Origin of the sequence: uncultured Nostoc sp. (assembly GCF_964245575.1) — a bacterium.
Taxonomy (GTDB): Bacteria; Cyanobacteriota; Cyanobacteriia; order Cyanobacteriales; family Nostocaceae; genus Nostoc.
In genome coordinates, this window is record NZ_CAXTNP010000143.1 from 1 (window position 1) to 19,951 (window position 19,951).

At 42.6% G+C, this 19,951-nt stretch carries 13 protein-coding genes and 1 pseudogene; 4 read left to right on the forward strand and 10 right to left on the reverse strand.

Going from position 1 to position 19,951, the window contains the following annotated elements:
• Positions 1-183 precede the first annotated feature (183 nt).
• The 3 genes from ACFFAP_RS21670 to ACFFAP_RS21680 all read right to left on the reverse strand — a co-directional run bounded on the left by ACFFAP_RS21670 (position 184) and on the right by ACFFAP_RS21680 (position 6,382).
• Positions 184-582: a hypothetical protein gene (locus ACFFAP_RS21670; RefSeq protein ID WP_375513152.1), complete on the reverse strand. Its 399-nt coding sequence runs from the start codon at positions 580-582 to the stop codon at positions 184-186.
• Positions 583-611: 29 nt separating this feature from the next.
• Positions 612-2,336 carry an ABC1 kinase family protein gene (locus ACFFAP_RS21675; protein ID WP_375513153.1) on the reverse strand — a complete coding sequence of 575 codons (1,725 nt, stop codon included), beginning with the start codon at positions 2,334-2,336 and terminating at the stop codon, positions 612-614.
• 1,403 nt (positions 2,337-3,739) lie between these two features.
• Complete coding sequence (locus ACFFAP_RS21680; RefSeq protein ID WP_375513154.1) at positions 3,740-6,382, reverse strand: M1 family aminopeptidase; 2,643 nt, start codon at positions 6,380-6,382, stop codon at positions 3,740-3,742.
• 657 nt (positions 6,383-7,039) lie between these two features.
• Between ACFFAP_RS21680 and ACFFAP_RS21685 the strand changes: the two genes are divergently transcribed.
• The 4 genes and pseudogenes from ACFFAP_RS21685 (at position 7,040) to ACFFAP_RS21700 (ending at position 11,465) form a co-directional block, all read left to right on the forward strand.
• The gene (locus tag ACFFAP_RS21685) at positions 7,040-8,722 is read left to right on the forward strand and encodes a DUF3352 domain-containing protein (protein ID WP_375513155.1); all 1,683 of its coding nucleotides are present in this window, start codon (positions 7,040-7,042) and stop codon (positions 8,720-8,722) included.
• A gap of 172 nt (positions 8,723-8,894) precedes the next feature.
• Entirely contained in the window at positions 8,895-9,815 is a 921-nt protein-coding gene (locus ACFFAP_RS21690) for a class I SAM-dependent methyltransferase (RefSeq protein WP_375513156.1), read from the forward strand.
• On the forward strand, positions 9,808-10,824 hold the full coding sequence (locus tag ACFFAP_RS21695; protein ID WP_375513157.1) for a PrsW family glutamic-type intramembrane protease: 1,017 nt from the start codon (positions 9,808-9,810) through the stop codon (positions 10,822-10,824). The genes ACFFAP_RS21690 and ACFFAP_RS21695 overlap by 8 nt, the downstream gene beginning before the upstream one ends.
• A 32-nt stretch (positions 10,825-10,856) precedes the next feature.
• Positions 10,857-11,465: pseudogene (locus ACFFAP_RS21700) on the forward strand (Uma2 family endonuclease).
• Positions 11,466-11,526: 61 nt separating this feature from the next.
• Here the strand turns inward: ACFFAP_RS21700 and ACFFAP_RS21705 are convergent.
• The 7 genes from ACFFAP_RS21705 to psbD all read right to left on the reverse strand — a co-directional run bounded on the left by ACFFAP_RS21705 (position 11,527) and on the right by psbD (position 19,713).
• The gene (locus ACFFAP_RS21705; RefSeq protein ID WP_375513158.1) at positions 11,527-12,399 is read right to left on the reverse strand and encodes a 6-carboxytetrahydropterin synthase; all 873 of its coding nucleotides are present in this window, start codon (positions 12,397-12,399) and stop codon (positions 11,527-11,529) included.
• A gap of 142 nt (positions 12,400-12,541) precedes the next feature.
• Entirely contained in the window at positions 12,542-13,243 is a 702-nt protein-coding gene (locus tag ACFFAP_RS21710; RefSeq protein ID WP_375513159.1) for a J domain-containing protein, read from the reverse strand.
• A gap of 15 nt (positions 13,244-13,258) precedes the next feature.
• Positions 13,259-14,221 carry a cysteine synthase A gene (gene cysK, locus ACFFAP_RS21715; RefSeq protein ID WP_375513160.1) on the reverse strand — a complete coding sequence of 321 codons (963 nt, stop codon included), beginning with the start codon at positions 14,219-14,221 and terminating at the stop codon, positions 13,259-13,261.
• A 28-nt stretch (positions 14,222-14,249) separates the two neighbouring features.
• A complete protein-coding gene (locus ACFFAP_RS21720; RefSeq protein ID WP_375513161.1) occupies positions 14,250-14,438 on the reverse strand; it encodes a hypothetical protein in 189 nt (62 codons plus the stop codon).
• A gap of 776 nt (positions 14,439-15,214) precedes the next feature.
• Positions 15,215-16,957 (reverse strand): iron uptake porin, encoded by a 1,743-nt coding sequence (locus ACFFAP_RS21725; protein WP_375513162.1) that lies wholly within the window; start codon positions 16,955-16,957, stop codon positions 15,215-15,217.
• A 621-nt stretch (positions 16,958-17,578) separates the two neighbouring features.
• A complete protein-coding gene (locus tag ACFFAP_RS21730; RefSeq protein ID WP_375513163.1) occupies positions 17,579-17,860 on the reverse strand; it encodes a 4a-hydroxytetrahydrobiopterin dehydratase in 282 nt (93 codons plus the stop codon).
• A gap of 797 nt (positions 17,861-18,657) precedes the next feature.
• Entirely contained in the window at positions 18,658-19,713 is a 1,056-nt protein-coding gene (psbD, locus tag ACFFAP_RS21735; RefSeq protein ID WP_100900373.1) for a photosystem II D2 protein (photosystem q(a) protein), read from the reverse strand.
• Positions 19,714-19,951: the final 238 nt, after the last annotated feature.

Genomic DNA, 19,951 nt, shown 5'->3' on the forward strand with positions numbered 1-19,951 from the left:
CTTCAGTAAAACAATCTGTATTCTTAAGCACAAAATTAGATGCGCTTACCCTGATATCTCAATACAGTCCTGTTAATAATAACTTACAGCTATTTTTAGGTATTTAGACCATGACTGAGACGGCTAGTAGGGAGTAATGGTAGTTAAATTACTTGAAAAGCGCTGTTACCATATTATTTTAAATTATGGCATAGAATCTAAATCTAAAGATTGCATACCTTCGCGTTCTATAAAGGTCATCATACTTCCCAACTGCAACCAAACTAATAAACAAGTAAAGAGACTAATTGGTAGACCGACTCCTAAAGCCAAGGAGGAGGGAAAGCCAAATATCTCCAAGCCTGAAGACAGAAATAGACAAGTACCGCCAGTTATACCGATAAATGGCACAAGTAATTGTTTCAGTGAGGAACGTGGTTTAGTATTTTCTGTACGTACACCGGAGGGGTTGCCGTAGGCATCGCTTGGCCATTTCTGTACAATTACTTTCAAAGTGCCAGATAATGCCAAACCAGATGTTAATGCTGTCATAAAGCCAACAAGTAACAAAAAATAAGGCGGTTGCAGAGGGAAATAGTACATGAAAACTCCTGATTTATATTAAAGATTTTTTAGTTTTTGTTTGTTGACTGATTCCCAGCAAAAGGCGCAAGGAATGTAGTTTTTGGCAGGATAGCAGCTGCGCCTTCCCTGGATAAGTCTGTTAAAATGCCGATCGCTACATTTAATAAACGATCCGGTTTTAAGTCATCTTTAACCAGGTTCCACAGGCGTTGGACATCTTCGGTGTGGAGGCGGTCATCTTCGGTGAGAGCAAGCACCAGCTGTCGCCGCAGAAATTTACCTTCTTCTGACATTAAATATTGGAACCCCATCTGGGCTGTGGGCAATACATCAAAGTTGTTATCGGTACGAGCGATCGCAATTAAATTCTCTAATCGCTGCCACTGAAATTTACCATCTTTAAACAACACATTCAATAATCGTCGCCGTAATGCTGGCGATTCCCCTGTCAGCAAGCGCCGTGCTATATAGGGATAACCCACCTCAACAATTTTGAAATCTGGGTTGAGGCTCAGGGCAATACCTTCTTGAGTCACCAAGGAACGAATAATCAAAGCAAACTTCGCCGGGACTCGGAAAGGATATTCATACATCAGTTCCGAGAATTCATCGGTAATAGTTTTGAAATTAAAATCCTTGACATTTTTGCCAATGGCGTTTCCCAACACCGCTTCTAATGCTGGCACAATCGGGCAAATATTCGTGTCTGGAGTCAGAAATCCTAATTTTACAAAATCTTCGGCTAAGTCGGTGTAGTCTTTATTCACCAAATGCACCAGTGCATCCACCAGTGTTTCTTTGGTGGTTTCCCCCAACTGATCCATCATGCCGAAGTCAATATAAGCCATCCGACCATCGGGTACAGCAAACAAATTGCCGGGATGAGGGTCAGCATGAAAGAAGCCGTGTTCTAAAAGCTGTTGCAAACCTGAAGTAACGCCAATTTGGATAATCGCTTCTGGATCTAATCCTGCTTCCCGGATGCGCTTAGTATCTGTCAACTTGAAGCCGTCAATCCATTCCAGGGTTAAAACGTGGGTATTAGTGTAACGCCAGTAAATGCCTGGAACTTTTACTTCTGGGTCATTGCGGAAGTTGCTAGCAAATTTTTCGGCGTTGCGCCCTTCATTTATATAGTCGATTTCTTCAAATAACTTCGTGCCAAACTCGTCCACGATTAAAGTTAGGTCGTGACCGAGATTGAGGGGTAACCAGGGAGCTACCCAACTTGCCCCCCACCGCAATAAATAGAGGTCGCGTGTGAGAGTCGGGCGTAAGTTGGGGCGTTGCACCTTCACTGCGACTTCTTCACCACTGATCAGACGACCACGGTATACTTGACCCAAGCTAGCTGCTGCTACTGGGTTAGGCGACAGTTCGCTAAAGCTTTCATGAATTGGACGGTCTAGTTCAGTTTCGATAATTTGGTAAGCGATCGCATTATCAAAAGGTGGTAACTGATCTTGTAACTTGATCAGTTCTTCTAGAAAATCCTTACGTATTAGGTCAGGCCTGGTAGAGAGGGCTTGACCAACTTTAATAAAGGTCGGGCCGAGGCGGGTGAGCAGTTCTCGCAACTGGATAGCTCGTTTACCCTTATTCTGCTCAACTTTATCTTGCCATTCGTCCCACTTGAGACTAAGGATAAATCCCGCAAAAGAGAAGATAATTCTCAGGAGTCGTCCCCAGGCTAGCCAGGGACGGTAACTATAGTAGCGAGCGATCGCCTCTGGATTATAGAGTTTTAGCAGAGCAGGTTGATACTGACCCACGCCTTTATTTGCCTCTTCAACTGAAAAATTTACAATGATTGTTTTTCTCCTAACCCACAAGTTAGTTGTAAGTTCAGGATAGCGGTAGTGTTTTGTCTAAAACAACTAGAACTCTACCCTTTTGGGATACTGTTCGTGGTGATTTTAGCATCTGTTACTACCTACATTTGTTTATCTTTTTCTTAATTATACTTTATAAAACTACAACTACTTATCCAACTTTTAGATGATTTTATCTTTTCTTAACCATTCTTTATAAGAATATAAATTCTATATCTAATTATGCAAATTTAAATAAACTGCAATAGTAAGTAACTTTATTTACTAACAGTTATATTGAGTAGTAGTACTATTACTGTGTTGAATTTAATCATTTTAAAATTTCAGACTGTCTTAACCACCCATTTAGCTTTGCCTGAATACTTCTGTGATGATGGTCTTCTAAAACACTCGTCCATAATGAATGAAGTTGAGAAAAAAGCACCACAGGTTACTTTGACAATTTAGACCATGTGCAAAAGCTAACGATTAACCTAACCCCCTTCCCAACGAGGGAAAGGGGAATCAAAGTCTCTTTCCTTTTAGGAGAGAGGTTTTCCAGATACCGTAAAAGTCAGACAGGTTATACTAATTCTGTATGAAGATGCGCTAAAAAATATTTAAGTATAAGAAGAGAAGAAAGAAAAACGAACCGCATAGACGCAAAGCGGCTTCGCACAGGGTAGGACGCAAAGTACGCAAAGGACACAAAGTAAGAAGTTAAAAGGGTTTGGTACAGCCTCACAAAGAAATGGTATTACTGCGGTAACTGTAATTACAGCCCATTCTGACACTAATGTAGAGCGAGAAGCTTTCTGCTCCCGCTCTAAAAATCAGCAATTTATAAACAATTCGGTTTCTTGTAGGACGAATTTAGGGCTTACGCACTGTACAAATACATCGTGATGCGAATTAACTATCTTGAGGTTGTTTCAGGCATTTCTTAATTATCCTGCGATCGTAAATAGACTATGCTGTGTCCTTACGAAAGATGTGGTTTTTAAACTCATACATATTTGGCATTTGTTGTCAATGCGTAAGTCCTAGAATTAGCCCTTTCAAGGTGAGTGGAAATTTTAGTTTATAAATTCTTCTTTAACCTCTTATCTCTGTGTTATCTGTGCCCGGAGCGGTTAAAGAAATTACTTTTAAACCGCTCCAGGCACAGAGAGCGCTGAGAAAAACAATCTTATTTTACTAATCACCTTGAAAGGGCTAGTCTTAAAATTGTATAGTTAGGTGGAAGAATCAACCCGCGACTCATAACATAATGATTATTTATAACTGCTATAAATTTGGTAATTGGTAGTGATTTGGTCACAATTACCAATTACCAATTAGCTACTTTTAACCATCGTATAGTGCTATTTAGATTTTGCCTCCAAGTTTTCTAAACGGCTTCTCAATTCCTGATTTTGTTGTTTGAGTTGGTCGAAATCCTCACGCAATTGACGCAGGTTTTTTTCTGAACCAATATTCTTTTGCACTTTAGAAATTTCTTCTTCAGCATAGCGACGTACACGCCCATCGGCTGTTTGTTCAACTAGCGATCGCAAAATCCCCACTGCTTTGGCTGTTTCCATTTGCCCTAATGCTGCTGCTACCGCCACTTGCGTTAAAAAGAAGGTTTCTTTGGCTAGTTCTGTTAATTTTTCTAAAATCCGTTCCAAATTAACCGGACTTTGACCTACAGAAATCTTTCCTAAAGCGCGAATTGTGGCTAAACGTAGAGGTTGTGGTATACCGAGTTTGGTATATTCTATCAGGAGATTTAAAGCTGCTTCCGAGGTTTTGAATTCAGCTAAACCGGCAACTGTACCACTCCGCACTACTTCATTCCAACCCGCCTTCTCTTGTAAAACGGATTTCAGCAGCTTTAATACCTTGTCTTCCTTGGCTTTTTCTTCCAAGTTCGCAGATGCAATCGCCCCGATCGCACGAGAAGCTGCTGCTTCCACATAATAGCTAGGATCGCCCTTTTGTACTAACCCTTTCACAACTTTATAGCTTTCAGCAGTTTTGATTTGAGCAAGTGCTTCCACTACAGCTCGTCGCACGTAAGCATTTTTATCTTTTAACCCAAGAACTAAGCCATCAAAGGCTTGGTCTAAATTGATTTGCGCTAGTTGTTTCGCTGCTTCCACACGCACACCCCACAATGGGTCATTTTTTAGCGACGTAGATAGTGCAATTATAGCTTCTAATCCACCTTTTTTCGCCAAAGCTGCTGCTGCGTAAATACGTGAAATCGGGTCGGGATCAAATTCTAACTGTGCTTTCAACTCTGATATTGGATACTCTAATGCTACTGTTTTCAGATAATTATTCTCAACATCAAAGCTGATAAATTGGGGCTTATTTTCTAGGGGAAAGTAGAAGCTTTGTTCACGTTCATTTACCCGGACAGTAAAAGTTTTGAGTTGTGAGTTATGAGTTTTGAGTTTAGAATTATTTCTAACTCCTAACTCCTCACTCCTAACTTCTTCCTGTTGGGTATAGCCAAAACCAATAGGTATTTTTAAATCAAACAAATCCTTACTGCCATTTTTACCTTCAGCAGCTTGGGTTTGAGTTACCGTGATTTTTGCCAAATTAGCATCCCCATCCCAAGAGTAAGCTACTTTAAAATCGGGATGACCACCACGAAAAACGTATTGGTCAAACAGGAATAAAAGATTACGTCCAGTAGCCTTTTCAATCGCCCTGAGTAAGTCTACTGTTTCTACAGTTTTGTGGGCATTATCTTGAACAAATGTTTGGATAGCCTGCCAAAACAACTCATCTCCTAATTGGGCCCGAATCATGTGATAAACACAAGACCCTTTTTCGTAAATGTGGCGATCGTAAAGCTCAATAGCTTCCCGGTAAACATGTGTTACCATCGGGCGACGATAGCGACTGCTATCTTCACTTAAGTAACGATGAGCTTCTAATAAACGATAGTAAGCTGCTTCTTGGAGACTATATTCCTCTTCTGTCCACATCACCTCAGAATAAGAAGCCATCCCTTCTTTTATCCAAGCATGAGACCAATGCTTAATTATTACCAAATCACCAAACCACTGGTGCGCAAGTTCGTGGACGACTAAACTTTCGGTATTGCGGTTATCTAAAGCGGCACGTTCATCCAGCAAACATCTATCTGTTAACAGTGTTGTGGAGGTGTTTTCCATCCCACCAAAGATGAAGTCATCGACGCAAACCTGGGCGTATTTCGGAAAAGGGTATGGATAGCAATACTTTTGGCTCAAAAATTCGATCATGCGGGGAGTTTTGCCCATGCTGCGTTTAGCATCTTCCTCCCGTCCCTTTTCTACATAGTAGGTAACTGGTTTACCGTTCCACTCATCCTGAATTTCGGCAAAGTCACCTACTGCTAAAGTCATCAAGTAAGTAGGATGAACTTGTTGCTGTGACCAATGGTAGATTTTGTAATCACCATCTTCTGTGGTATGAATCAATTCGCCGTTGGAAATCGCCACCAGAGGGTTGGGGACACGAACGCGAATTTCTGAAGTAGACAGTTGTCCTGGATAGTCAAAGCAGGGGAACCAAAAGCGAGAGTCTTCGTCTTCTCCTTGAGTCCAAACTTGAGTTGGCTTGTTTGGGTAGTGCTTGTCTGGTTGAATAAAGTAAAGACCGCGCTGCGGTTTTGCGACTGAATAGGCGATCGCAATCAGCAAGCGTTTACCAATCTGGCTCACCTCAGCAAGTTGGATAGAAAGCTGTTCCCCATCGTAGTCAAAATTTTGTGGCACCTCGTCTACTTGCACAGACTCGATATTCAGGTTGACAGCATCCAAAGTCAAACGGTCAATGCCATTACGGATTGGTAAGAGGCGAATGCTACAACTGCCCTGATAGCAAAGCTTTGGGATATCCAAGCTGAGATCGAGAAAAATATGCTCTACCTGTCCGGGGCGATCGGGGTTGTAGTGTGGTCTTGCTCCCGGTAACTCAAAAGGTTTGTGTCCGTTATTATCTGTATCAAAATAAGACTTCGACATTGATCCTTACTGACCTTGTAATCCTGAAAAGTCTGGCTTGGCTGGACGTAGTTAAGCAAAATAGCGGTGTCTGAATGTATTTCCCAAATCAACAGGGCATTATGGAGGTGAGAATTCCCCTTTGGGATTGGGGGATTGAAATTAATCTCACCCGAATTTCCGAAGGTCGGCTGGCGATCCTTGGACTTTTTTCCATATCCCTCCCGCATTTACTTTTACTGATGTTTTGCACTTTTTTGTCATCGAGTCAAGAGTCTCTTGCACTCGATAAATTTTTATTAACTACAAACACTCCTAATTATTCTTACATAGGACTGCGATTTTATTTTTGAAAACATACTGAGACTGAAAAGCCCGTTTCTCAGGGTTTTATCTGAAATTTTGCTTACAAATCAGACAGGAGTCCTATAACTTAGGATAGCTTGCCACTGTTGAGCAGGCTATTTTGTTTGAAATGAACAGCATATCATTTGCCGATTCGCTCCCCATCTCGTGGAAGTATTTTTTAGAGTAATTATTTTAGACTGCTAGCTTATAGGACTACTAATTTTATCAGTAAATACCGATCAATGTGTGGAAATTATTAATAAATCCGAAAACTCTACAATGACACTTGTATAAATCTCGGTGACAATCTGAGCAAAAGAGGATAACAAAATGCCTGAAAGTAAATCCAAGTTTTTCATTCCTGCTGTTGGTGCTGCTGTAGTTATTGCAGGAAGTATAGCAGCTTATATGTATTTTAAAGCCCCATCAGCAGGTAGCTCTGACGCTCTAGGCAGCGCTAAAGTAGTACCTTCAACAGCATTGATGGCAACTTATATTACTACTGACTCTCAAGCCTGGGCAAAGTTACAGCAGTTTGGCACTCCAGAAGCACAAAAGTTAGTGGCAAAAGGTCTGGAAAATTTCAATAAGCAAATATTCAGTGACAGTAACGTTTCTTATGAAAAAGATATAAAGCCTTGGGCTGGTAGTGTAATGATTGCTGTATTACCACCTAATCCTGTTAAATCGGCACAGTTGAAAGCACCTTCTCAAGCACCTAATGCACCAATCAATGTACAGCAGGAATCAAATATCCTGATAGTAGTAGGAATCAAGGACAAACTCAGCGCCTTGAATTTTGCTAACAAATTAAAATCACAAAAAGGAGTAAAATTTCAGGAATCTGACTATAAAGGTCAAAAAATTATAGAAACTACAGAAAATGGCAAGCCGACATATAGCGTCGTTTTAAATAATAGTCACTTAGTATTAGCACCCGAAAAGCAAGCTGTAGAAAAAGCAATTGACACGTTTAAAGGAGAGTCTTCTTTTGCCAGTAAAGAAGGTGCAAGCAGCATCCTCAACAAAGGAGTGGATGTCAAAAACAGCCTCGCCCAAATTTATGTACCAGACTATGCAGGTATGGTACAGCAATTAGCAGCCGGAAGTCAGCAGGCAAAGCAGTTACCTCCACAAGCTCTGGTGCAACTCAAGCAGATAAAATCTGTGGTAGCGGGTGTTGGTGTTGATGATGCGGGAGTACGGGTAAAAGCGATCGCCAATTTAGATCCACAACTAAATAAATTTCAGTATCAATCAAGTTCTGGAGATATAGTCGGGCAATTTCCCACTGGTACCTTTGCTCTGATTAGCGGAAATGGTATCAGCCGTGGCTGGGAAACACTAGTAGAAGAGTCAAAAAATTATCCAGAAATGAAACAAGGTCTTGAACAGGTGCGAGGACAACTGAAATTTGTCAATATTGACCTGGATAAAGATATTTTTGGCTGGATGAATGGGGAATTTGCCTTTGGTACGATTCCATCTAATCAAGGGGTGCTAGCAAATGTTGGTTTTGGAGGTGCTTTAGTATTTGATACTAGCGATCGCAAAACTGCCGAAGCCACCTTGACGAAATTGGATACCCTTGCCAAAACACAACAAATCAACATCGCTAATAAAAATATTGGTGGGAAAGACGTAACTGAATGGCAAATTCCCAGACAGGGAGCTTTATTGGCGCATGGTTGGCTAGATCAAGACACTGTATTTGTGGCTCTTGGTGGCCCAATTGCTCAAGCGATCGGCGATCGTAATAATCCATCTCTCGACAATAGCGATGTCTTCAAAGCCATCACTGGTTCTTTGCAAAAGCCCAACGGCGGCTATTTCTATTTAGATATGGACAAAACTCAAACTGTGCCCTTGATCAAGAGTTTAATCTCATCTGACGCCAATACTATCACCATGCTGGGTTCCATTCGCGGTCTTGGTTTTACCGCTACTAGCCCTGATAAATCTACCAGTGAATTGGAGATGTTGTTAGCTCTCAAGCCAAATACTGCAAAATAGGGCATTGGGAATTGGGTATTGGGTATTAGTCATTTGTCATTTGTCATTTGTCATTTGTCATTAGTTATTCTTTCTCCCCCTGCTCCCCCACTTACACAATTCAATTTGCTTCTAGACTGGTGTCCAACAAATATGTCATAAGTAGAAAAGTCTGTTAAATGCAAACTAATTTATGACTGCTGCTGTAAATACGACTCCTGGCTTCGCTTCCCGCTTGGTAAATGGCGTACTGGCAATCAAACCTTTAGCTAACCTAGCCAAACATCAGGCTAGACAAATGATGATTAAACGTGCCGAAAGAATTGGCGTGCCTTGGACGCAAGAAGTCGAAACACTACAGGCGCGTGATTGGACGACCGATCTAGCTCAAGTAGAAAATCCTCAGCTTTCCTACCCAGAATACTACTTGCGGCCATTCCATGCCTACGAAGGTGGAGACCTCAGTTGGAAAGCGGCTTGGGAACTAGAAGTTGCAGCTCGTACTGTCCATGCCGGAATTTGGCCAGATGCTGGAGCAGAAGGAGATGCTAAACTGCGCCAAAGTTACCATGATATCCTCAAAGTGCAAATCCCCAATCAACCCCAAGACATCCTAGATGTGGCGTGTGGTGTGGGTTTGAGTACCTTTGCCGTACAAGCAGTTTATCCCCATGCCAAAATTACAGGCTTGGATTTATCTCCTTACTTTTTAGCCGTTGCCAATTATCGTGCCCAACAACGTCAAGCTAAAATTAATTGGCTTCATGCCCAAGCTGAATCTACCGGATTACCTGATGCCTCTTTTGATTTAGTTTCCATTTTCCTGATGTGCCACGAATTACCCCAATCAGCAACCCGACAGATTTTAGCTGAAATGCGGCGCGTGCTGCGTCCGGGTGGCTACTTGGCAATCATGGATATGAATCCCAAATCTGAAGTTTACAAGAAAATGCCAGCCTACATTTTGACTTTGCTCAAAAGTACTGAACCGTATTTAGATGAATATTTTGCTTTGAACATTGAGCAGGCTATTGTTGAGGCGGGTTTCCAAACTCCCACTATTACCAACAATACCCACCGTCACCGTACAGCGATCGCTCAGGTGAGTGGTTGATTTCTCTCTACTGCTCTGGGCAGCAATACCACCTTTGCTGCTGCTAGGCTACTACTACTGTCGGGTGCCATTTGCCCCACCTCTGTTAAAGTTGCTGATGTTCTTTATCATCGGCGCAATATCTGGTATCTTAGCCCTTAGCCTCGAATGGATTTTTGAAATTGTAGCCAACAGGGTTGTAGACTCAAATCAAATCAAGCTATGTCTGCCGACAAGCTGCTTCTCTACGAGAGGCTTTGCCAATACGTCTACGCTTTTTGGAATAGCGTTGCGGCAACTTGTGGAAGTAGCCCCAATTGAAGAAGGCTGCAAGATTGTAGCGGTTGTTGTCCCAACCTACTATCTGCAACGCAAGTATCGATTATTTGCATCTACCGTTTTTCTCTTCACCATAGCCGTTGCCCTTGGATTCACTGCTGAAGAGAATTGGGTTTACCTTTTCCACGATACAGGATCAATTCTAGACCGTACTATCGGTATGCCAGTCCACGCCATGTTCTCTGCACCTTGGGGATATGCTTTAGGAATCTATATTTCCTCCAACACTCGGTTAAATCGAGACAAAAAGTTCATTTTTAGGGCTTGGCTAAATTCTGTAATCTCTCATGCCCTAGTTAATGTCTTATCTAGTGCTTGGCGTTACTCACTACCTTTAGGTTTCCTGAGTTATGGTTTATTCCCGTTTCTCTTGTGGATGTTTTGGCGATTGGAACAATTACTGCGAAAAGTGCAAGGCAAACCCGCCATTACCCTGATTTCAGGCCATACGCCTCAACACCGTTACTGGCAGAGGAGTTTAGTGCTGTTTGCCCTCGTGCTGGGTGGAAATGCTATTTTTGGGCTGTTTCTTTTAGTCAGCATTCTTAGTCCCTTAAGTCCGTCGAAGCTTTTTGATGCTGATATTTTGTGGTTTATAATTAGTCGCTTTTTCTTAAATCTCTTTTTTGGAGTTTTAGCTTGGGGCATTTATCGCTATTTGCGACATTCCGCTCGTCGTCGGTATTTTTAAAATATGATTTAGAAAAAGGCTAAGGGGTTTCTATGCAAACAACTCCAGTGCGTTGGACGACTGCTGACTTAGAACTATTTGCTGGCGATTCTCGTTCCGAGACACTTCGTGAACGCAGAAATCGCTATGAGATTATTGATGGAGAACTATTTGTGACCAAATCACCTAGTTGGGATCATCAATCAAGTTGTGGCAATATTGTTACATTTATTAAGATTTGGTCAGATGAAACTGGTTTAGGTAAAGCTGCGTAGATGCAAAGCAGCTTGTCGCCAGACATTGCACCTGGAATTATTTTATCAGATTCTGACAATGTGATCCCTGATGTGGTATGGGCAAGTCATGAACGCTTAAAATACTTGCTAGATGAAGCTGGACACCTGACGGGCGCACCAGAGTTAGTAGTAAAAGTTCTGTCACCTGGCGAAAAAAATCAGAAACGCGAGAAGGAAACAAAGCTAAAGCTGTACTCGGTGCAAGGGGTTCAGGAATATTGGATTTGCGATTCTATACAGAAAAAAGTTGAGGTTTATCGTCGTGAACAAGCTGCATTAAAGCTAGCAGTTACTTTATTTACTCAAGATGAATTGACAAGTCCTTTGCTACCTGGTTTCAACTGTTTAGTTAGTAAACTTTTCTAGGTGGGCATTGGGCATTAGGTTGATATAAATTCTCTGTATCCTATGCTTGATTTTCAATTAGCTAAACCTGTGCTAATACTGGCTGATTCCCGGTGGCGCTGACTGAATTTGATTCAGATTCAGTACAGTAGATTTCGCAGGAGTTATTAGGACTTTCAATCAGTTTTACTTTGTAAAGTTTAGCTCCCAATTCCTGAATAGGCGATCGCAGTAAATCACTAATGTAAAGTGCGATATTTTCAGCAGTGGGTACAACTTCGGCAAAATAGGGAATGTCTTTGTTTAAAAAGGTGTGATCGAATGGCTCAACCACATAATCTTCTATTACTTGATTCAAAGCACCTAAATCAACAATCATCCCAGTGCGTGGGTCAATTTCTCCTTTGACAGTAACTTCTAGATGGTAGTTGTGTCCGTGACCGTTGGGACGAGCGCATTTACCATAAATTTCAGTGTTTTCTTCGTTACTGAGGTTAGGGTGAGCTAGCCGATGGGCGGCACTAAAGTGAGTACTGATGGTGAGGTAGGCTTCCATTGCGTTTCCCATATAATCTGCCCAAAGTTCAGGATGTTCTAATAACTGCACACGGACTAAAGGCAAGTGAGGTGCTAGCCGTTGCCAGATAATCCGTGCAATATTCTCAGTAGTGGGCAGAGTTTGTTGAAATTCTGCCCACGCATCGTTGAGATAAGAGAAGTCCAGTTGACTGGTAACTTCCCGTTTAATTACGTGTTTCACATTAGACAAGTTCAACACCATGCCATATTCATCTAATTCCCCAGCTAGATAGATAAATAAGACATAGTTATGTCCGTGTCCAGGAAATTTAGAGCAAGCACCAAATTTTTCAATATTTTCAGCTTCACTCAGTTCTGACAACCAATAACGATGACTTGCCGAAAACTGGGCGCGGCGATTAACAATGCATTGCATGAGTACACTATGAGCAGAATTTAAAATTTCTTAATCTTTCTCTGCTTCCAGCATAAACTAATTTCTTAGTCCTTTGTCATTAGTCATTAGTCATTTGACATCTAGCGAAATTGACCCATGCCCCATGCCCCATACCCAATGACTATGTAACAGATGCTTGTGCCTCACAGTGCAATCTCGTAGCTATACGAAATAGTTCATGACCTGTGTGTAAATAACGCTCATCGTAGTTCAAAGGAAAGTAACCTAATTCATCAAGTCCATCTCCTACTTGATCGAGGCTGTAGTAAAGGTGAGCGGCTGTTCTTGCTAAACTAGGGGGATTCGGCAGAGAGCGAAAAGTAATTTGTGCTTGCTTGAGGTCATCTCGACAGATCTTTAAGTATTCCTGAAATTCATCTAACAACTCATCATCAAAAGGATCAGCTGCTAATTGCTCCATTTGTTCTTCTAAGGAATAAAGAATGGTACAAAGCAAGCGATTAACTGGTTGGTAAACTTGACGCAGCCATTCCTCAACTTGCTCGTCAACATCGCGTCCAGTTTTTCGTGTTGTCTGGTAATGCTTTTGTGCTGATGCTGTACGCTGTTGGCGATCGCTATTTAATTTATGAGAATCATCTTGCAGTTGTTGGTCGTAATCGCGGCGATTTTGGTTGTCGCCTAAGACTTCATAAGCTGCATTGATGCGGATTATCTGCTCCTGATCGGCACTTTCCTGATTACTGTCAGGATGGAATAACTTAACCAAGCGGCGATAGGCTTGCTTAATCTCCGCAAGGCTTGCACTTGGACTAACTTTGAGAGTTTCGTAATGGTTAGAAACGTGCTTAGAATTGACCATTAATTAAATTTATCGTTAGCTGATGCTAGCGGCTAACCTTGTTTCCAGGTCTTGGAACAACGGTGTACTCAAATACCTCTCACCAAAACTGGGCTGAATCATCACAATTAAACGTCCCTTATTTTCTTGACGTTGGGCAATGCGAATTGCTGCACATAAAGCTGCTCCACTGGAAATGCCAGATAGTAGCCCTTCTTCTTTTGCCAAACGCCGACCATAAGCGATCGCTTCTTCATCAGTGACAGTAATCACTTCATCAATCAATTTTATCTTAAGAACTTGGGGAATAAACCCAGCCCCAATTCCTTGGATTTTGTGTGGCCCTGGCCGTCCCCCAGATAAAACTGGGCTATTGGATGGTTCAACAGCGATCGCCTTAAAACTAGGCTTGCGTGCTTTAATCACTTCTGATATACCAGTGATCGTACCACCTGTGCCCACCCCTGCCACGATCATATCTACTTGTCCATCGGTATCTTCCCAGATTTCAAGGGCTGTAGTTTCCTGATGTACTTTTGCATTAGCTGGATTACGAAACTGCTGCAACATATAAGTATTAGGCATACTATTAACCATTTGTTGCGCCCGCCCAATTGCCCCACTCATACCTTCGATCCCTGGCGTTAGTTCCAGTTCTGCTCCATAGGCCCGCAACATTGCCCGTCGCTCCGCACTCATTGTCTCTGGCATTGTCAAAATTAACCGATAACCCTTAGCTGCTGCTGCCATTGCCAAGGCAATTCCTGTGTTTCCAGAGGTAGGTTCTACCAATACTGTCTTCCCAGGAGTAATCAGCCCTTCTTGTTCGGCGGTGTTAATCATACTCACCCCAATCCGATCTTTGACTGATGCCGATGGGTTCATACTTTCCAATTTCACCACAATTTCCGCAACACATCCTTCTGTTTGAGGAATGCGGTTCAACTGCACTAGGGGTGTACGACCAACCAGTTCTGTAATGTTACGAGCAATTCGCATAATTTCGCCCTTAGTTATTAGTCAAAAGTCATTTGTCACTTGTACTGAGTTTACGGTGAGCGCAGTCGAACTGCGACTTGCCTTGAGCGACTTGTACTGAGCTTGTCAGCCAGCGTAGCCGTAAAGCCTGCGGCATAGCTACGCTTAGGGCGAAGCCTCTTCTTCGAGTTGGGCGTAGTCGAAGTAAGTCGAAAAAAGCCGAAGTATTATTAGTCATTAGTTATTGGTAAGTCCAGTCCTGTTCGGCTTTGTCGTTCCCGCAGGATAAGCGAGTTTCCAAACCTATTGAACTTGGTGTTAGCGTTAGCGATAGCGCAACGGTAGCGAGTAATCGAGCGTCGGAACGAGCATCGAAAGCAGAACCTCACCTTTAAAAGGATATTTTAAAAGTATTATTCCTAACATTAAATATCGAAAAGCTAACCCCCTAGATCCCACTGTTTCAAAGCTTCTCCCCGAAACAAACAGAGGTGAGTAGTATACTTTACGACTTTCCAATTCTCTAAGGATGAAATGACAAATGACTCTTGAGTAAATGTAGTACATGATATCGAAACCCCCACGCCTCAAGGTAGCTAGTAGCTGTTCCAGATAGCAAGCGGGTATATTTTTTGTGCTGCAATTTATCGAATTTGCAGAGGAGAGGTTCGCCACTTTTGTAATGATTAGAAATTCGTCGCTGGTAGGGTATGCATTTAATGCCCACCTTAGTGTGGTCTATTCATACAGCAGATTTTAAATTTGTGAGGTACAATCAATACCCAACTCGCGCACCCTACTTGATGTATTAAGGAGGGTTGGAGAGGGGTGTATTTCATTTACTTGCAAAGTGTTGTATAAAACCCGTCATAACTTATAATTCACAAGTCCTAACTTTTCTAGTATACTCCGGTTAACTACTGGTGTATATTTATTGTTGCTAGGGAAAACAAAAAGCCCCGCCTAATGGCGGGGAGCAATAGAGTTTAAAATTGTCGGTGGATAGTCAACACTCTAGAAGGTGAAAGTTGTTCTGAGCGTACCGATAAACGCATCATCGTTATTGCTGTTTTGATCGGGAGAGCTCAACCAGATTACACCAGGGGTGATTGAGACATTATCCGACACGCGATACTTGTAAAAGCCTTCAAAGTGATAGGGTAGATCATTACCACCAGTACCAGCAAAAACTGCCCGGTTACGGGAATAAGGTTCTACACCAGCAAAAAGACCTAAAACGTTACCCTGTTTACCGAAATCAACTAAAGCAACCCCAGCACCGTAGCTCCAAGCTTCATAATCATCATTTGCACCGAAGCCGGTGACATCGTGGTAAGACGCGAAGCCACTAATTGATAGCTTGTCGCTAGGTCTAAAGGCAGCCGACACACCGTAGGAGTTGCTCTCACCTGCATTTAGTAAAGTGTTACCTTGTCGAGTACCTACTGCAACAATCTCTGGGTTTGATGTTGAACCTGAGTTGAATAAAGAACCGCCGACTCCATTATATCCGTGGACGTAGGTAGCAGCTAAAGCTAAACGATCACCAACACTAAAGTTCAACTGTCCTAAAGCAGCATAGCTACCGTTGGTCAGACCTGAACTAAAATTAGTAATACCAGGATCATTAGCTTGCGATGCCAAGTAACCCGCAGTGATTGAACTATTTCCCAAAATACCGCCACCTTTACCAAGGGGTAGATTGAGCGCTATACCTGCACCGCCACCAATCCGATAAATGGGACTTTCAGAAGCAAAGGTAGACAAAGCACCATTACCACCGTCAGTTTGATCAAAAAAGTAAGGGTTGTTGACGGACGCATAATGGCTGTGTCGTCCGCCACTAGCTGCGAGGTAAACTTGGGCTGGCCCTATGGGAACTTCATAGGTCAATCGGTCTATTTTGACGCTGTTGCCACCACTGCCAGCACCGACTTGAAATGTTTGTGTGCCTTCCGCATCACCGAGAGCATTGAGACTATTATTAGCGTTATCCCTTAGTGAAAAGGCTTGTGCATTACCTGCTGCCAGACGTGTGTGTAAAATGTCTCTACCAGTGAAGCTGGTTTGCAAGTCTAAACGTACCCGATCTTGGAAGACTGTATTGTTAGCGTCACCAGTGTTACCCCCAAACACATCACTAACTGCAAAAATGGCTTCACCAACTAGTTTAGTGGTAGTGGAGAACTGATTCGCTTCCAATTCAGCAGTCCGCGCTTCCAAGGAATCCACCCGGCCGCGTAGGGTTGCCAATTCTGCCGAAAACTCTTCTTGTAACCGTTGTAAGGTAGCTAAATCTTGTTTGGTAACTAAGTCAGCTGTTGCTGTGGCAATCAATTCGTTAACTCTATCCAAACAGGCGTTCAAACCAGCAGCAAATTCATAACGCGTCAAAGCACGGTTACCGCGATAAGTAGCATTTGGGTAACCTGCAATACAACCATAGCGCTCAACCAAAGACTGCAATGCTTGGAATGCCCAGTCAGTGGGTTGTACGTCGGAAAATTGAGAAACCGATGTTACTTGAGACTGAGAGTTATTTTGGTTGCCTTCGTTGCTGTAACGATTAACTTGGTCTATGGTTGTTTGAGCCAACATTTCTGGCTGTTGGGCAACTTCAGTAGTTAGACCTGGTTGTGCGCCTGGTGATACTTCAGTGGTTTTGTTTGGAGCCGCAATCGCTGTTGCCGAAACTAACAATGTCGCTCCCAAAACTGCTGGGCTAACCACTAAGGATTTCCACAATATATTAGACATCTTCTCTTTACTCCTCACACCTTGTTTAGATAATTGTATTCGTTGCACCTAAAATCTCAAAAATGCGACATCTCATTGAAACCTGTGGATGAGGCATAGTTGCCACTACTACAATTTTAGTTTTTGCAAAGCTAATAAACGATTAACTTAGGGTTAAAAACTTATGTGATTAACTTATGCAAAAACATATCTTTATATCATAACATTATAAAACATCGGATCTAGATGGCAAGATTGGAGCGATCGCCTTAATAACTGTCACACATAATTATCTAAATATCTAACCAAGGAGTATGCTTTAGGGCATTCGCTCGCTACTTCGGCTAAATTGCTCAAAGCTTAGACAAGCAGATTATCAGTAAAAATCCCTTTTTGCACTTAGCCCGACTAAAATTCGCACACCAATTAAAACACACTGACTCAGCTACACAGTAGCAAAGCTTTCATGCAGGGTAGTTTATCTGCTATTGCGATCGCAAACACCAGCTTATGAATCAAGGGTTTTGAAAACCGCGCCCTCCAAATCGAAACCCCTAGTTCTAATTTTAAAGCTTGCTACGTGCTGCGTCTCCCCTCGCGGTGACTTCCAGTTCCCTAGTGCTGCATGTCAGAAGAAATCACTTAGTTAATTTGGGAAATCGCCTGTGCTAAATCAAAGTCAGCCTGCGTCAGTCCACCTGCATCATGTGTTGTGAGTGTAATCTTCACTTTGTTGTAGGAAATCTCTATATCTGGATGATGTCCTGCCGATTCAGCAGGCTCCACCAGCTTATTGACAAACTCAATTGCTTGGATAAAATCCTTGAATGTGCCGGTAATCTCTAACTTGGAGCCTTCAACAGTCCAACCTGACAGAACCTTTGCACTTTCTTGAATTTCCGCCTCAGTGAGTAGTCGTGCCATCTCAAAAAATTCCTAGTTGTATTATTTGCGCCACATTATGTATTTCATCAAATAAAATCCCTTTTATTCTCCATAGAGAAAGGATGGAGGATCACCTAGAGCATAATGCATCTGTGTATATTTAAAGTCAGACTTAGTAAATAGACGTTATTGCTCACATCTGCTCAGACCCCAAGGTTTAATGCAAGATATTTTTCTTTTATTTTAATAAAAGTTAAACATGTTGGCTTTGCCGCCGCAGCCATCGCCATCGAAGTTGTCAAAAACGACTGTTCATAAATTAAAAATTAAAAATTACCCATAAAAAACTATCCGCTCTGAATTAGATCAGATGATCTAACTCAGAGCGGTCTAGCGGGTCTTCAGATTGCAACCAGACTGCCGGAAGGAACTCCGAGCTTGCCTAGCTAGTTGAGCTAACTTAGTATCTCAAAGATAACTAAGGCTAACTTTTAGAGAACAGCCCCGGCACACAGCCGGCTAACTGCAACCTGATGACCCATGCATTTACTACTTTCTATCATGGGCATCACCTCCTTGTTGCCTAAACGGTCTTAGTCTCAAAAGGGCAGAGCATTTGCTCTGGGCTTATAACCTTCTTCTAAGATAACACATAAATTTATAGATATTAACGATAAATAAAAAAATAAAAAAATCTCCCGCCTTTTGGTGGGAGATGACTGGAGAATGGGGAATATTGACACTTTATTGGTTTATGCCAAAGAGATTATTTAATCTGGTTGGTGTCAATTCTCGGCAACCACAACCCTAACTTAAGTCATGGTTAGCTTTCAATATTAGAGAGCGTTACCGCGAGGTAGAACTTCCTCAGGGAATACAAATTGTTCGTGGGGTTGATCTTGAGGAGCCATCCAAGCGCGGATACCCTCATTCAGCAAAATGTTTTTGGTATAGAAGGTTTCAAACTCCGGGTCTTCCGCCGCCCGCAATTCTTGGGAGACGAAATCATAAGCCCGCAGGTTGAGTGCTAAACCGACGATGCCGACGGCGCTCATCCACAAGCCTGTGACTGGCACGAACAACATGAAGAAGTGCAACCAGCGTTTGTTTGAGAAAGCAATACCGAAAATCTGTGACCAGAAACGGTTTGCCGTCACCATTGAGTAGGTTTCTTCTGACTGGGTTGGATTGAAGGCGCGGAAGGTGTTAGCACCATCACCGTCTTCAAACAAGGTATTTTCGACTGTGGCACCGTGAATGGCGCACAACAAAGCACCACCCAATACACCCGCAACACCCATCATGTGGAAGGGGTTGAGTGTCCAGTTGTGGAAGCCTTGCAAGAATAATAGGAACCGGAAAATAGCAGCTACACCAAAGCTAGGTGCAAAGAACCACGACGATTGTCCCAAGGGATACATCAGGAATACACTGACGAATACCGCAATGGGAGCGGAGAAGGCGAGGGCGTTGTAAGGACGGATACCTACTAGACGGGCAATTTCAAATTGGCGCAACATGAAGCCAATCAAACCAAAGGCTCCGTGCAGGGCCACGAATGGCCACAAACCACCCAATTGGAACCAACGGGTGAGGTTGCCTTGAGCTTCTGGCCCCCACAACAGCAATAGGGAGTGTCCCATGCTGTCGGCGGGGGTGGATACTGCCACTGTTAGGAAGTTACAGCCTTCTAGGTAGGATGAAGCTAACCCGTGGGTGTACCAAGAGGTAACGAAGGTGGTACCGGTCAGCCAACCGCCTAGTGCTAGGAAGGCGCAGGGGAACAATAGTATCCCTGACCAACCTACGAATACGAAGCGATCGCGCTTGAGCCAGTCGTCTAAAACGTCAAACCACCCTCTACTGGGGGCGCGTCCAACTGCGATGGTCATTAGAGCAAATCTCCAAATGTTTATAAGTACAGGTTGTATCTGTATTATAGATGGCAAAACTTAAGTCATCTATAAGCAGAAAGTTTACCGGGTTATTAACCAAGTTTACAATTTTTTACACACCTTTAATCATATTAGGTGAAAATCGCTAATTTTTCTAGGGGTTTTGTAATAAAAATTAATTTTTGATCCAGATGAGGTGGGAGTGGGGAGTGGGGAGTGGGGAGATGAAGAGAAA

What these genes read in the sequence shown, in the direction of transcription:
- ACFFAP_RS21705 (WP_375513158.1), bottom strand. Translation starts at nt 12,399, where the DNA reads ATGCAATGCATTGTTAATCGCCGCGCCCAGTTTTCGGCAAGTCATCGT.
- ACFFAP_RS21685 (WP_375513155.1), top strand. Translation starts at nt 7,040, where the DNA reads ATGCCTGAAAGTAAATCCAAGTTTTTCATTCCTGCTGTTGGTGCTGCT.
- ACFFAP_RS21680 (WP_375513154.1), bottom strand. Translation starts at nt 6,382, where the DNA reads ATGTCGAAGTCTTATTTTGATACAGATAATAACGGACACAAACCTTTT.
- ACFFAP_RS21690 (WP_375513156.1), top strand. Translation starts at nt 8,895, where the DNA reads ATGACTGCTGCTGTAAATACGACTCCTGGCTTCGCTTCCCGCTTGGTA.
- psbD (WP_100900373.1), bottom strand. Translation starts at nt 19,713, where the DNA reads ATGACCATCGCAGTTGGACGCGCCCCCAGTAGAGGGTGGTTTGACGTT.
- ACFFAP_RS21725 (WP_375513162.1), bottom strand. Translation starts at nt 16,957, where the DNA reads ATGTCTAATATATTGTGGAAATCCTTAGTGGTTAGCCCAGCAGTTTTG.
- ACFFAP_RS21710 (WP_375513159.1), bottom strand. Translation starts at nt 13,243, where the DNA reads ATGGTCAATTCTAAGCACGTTTCTAACCATTACGAAACTCTCAAAGTT.
- cysK (WP_375513160.1), bottom strand. Translation starts at nt 14,221, where the DNA reads ATGCGAATTGCTCGTAACATTACAGAACTGGTTGGTCGTACACCCCTA.
- ACFFAP_RS21670 (WP_375513152.1), bottom strand. Translation starts at nt 582, where the DNA reads ATGTACTATTTCCCTCTGCAACCGCCTTATTTTTTGTTACTTGTTGGC.
- ACFFAP_RS21730 (WP_375513163.1), bottom strand. Translation starts at nt 17,860, where the DNA reads ATGGCACGACTACTCACTGAGGCGGAAATTCAAGAAAGTGCAAAGGTT.
- ACFFAP_RS21720 (WP_375513161.1), bottom strand. Translation starts at nt 14,438, where the DNA reads ATGACTAATAATACTTCGGCTTTTTTCGACTTACTTCGACTACGCCCA.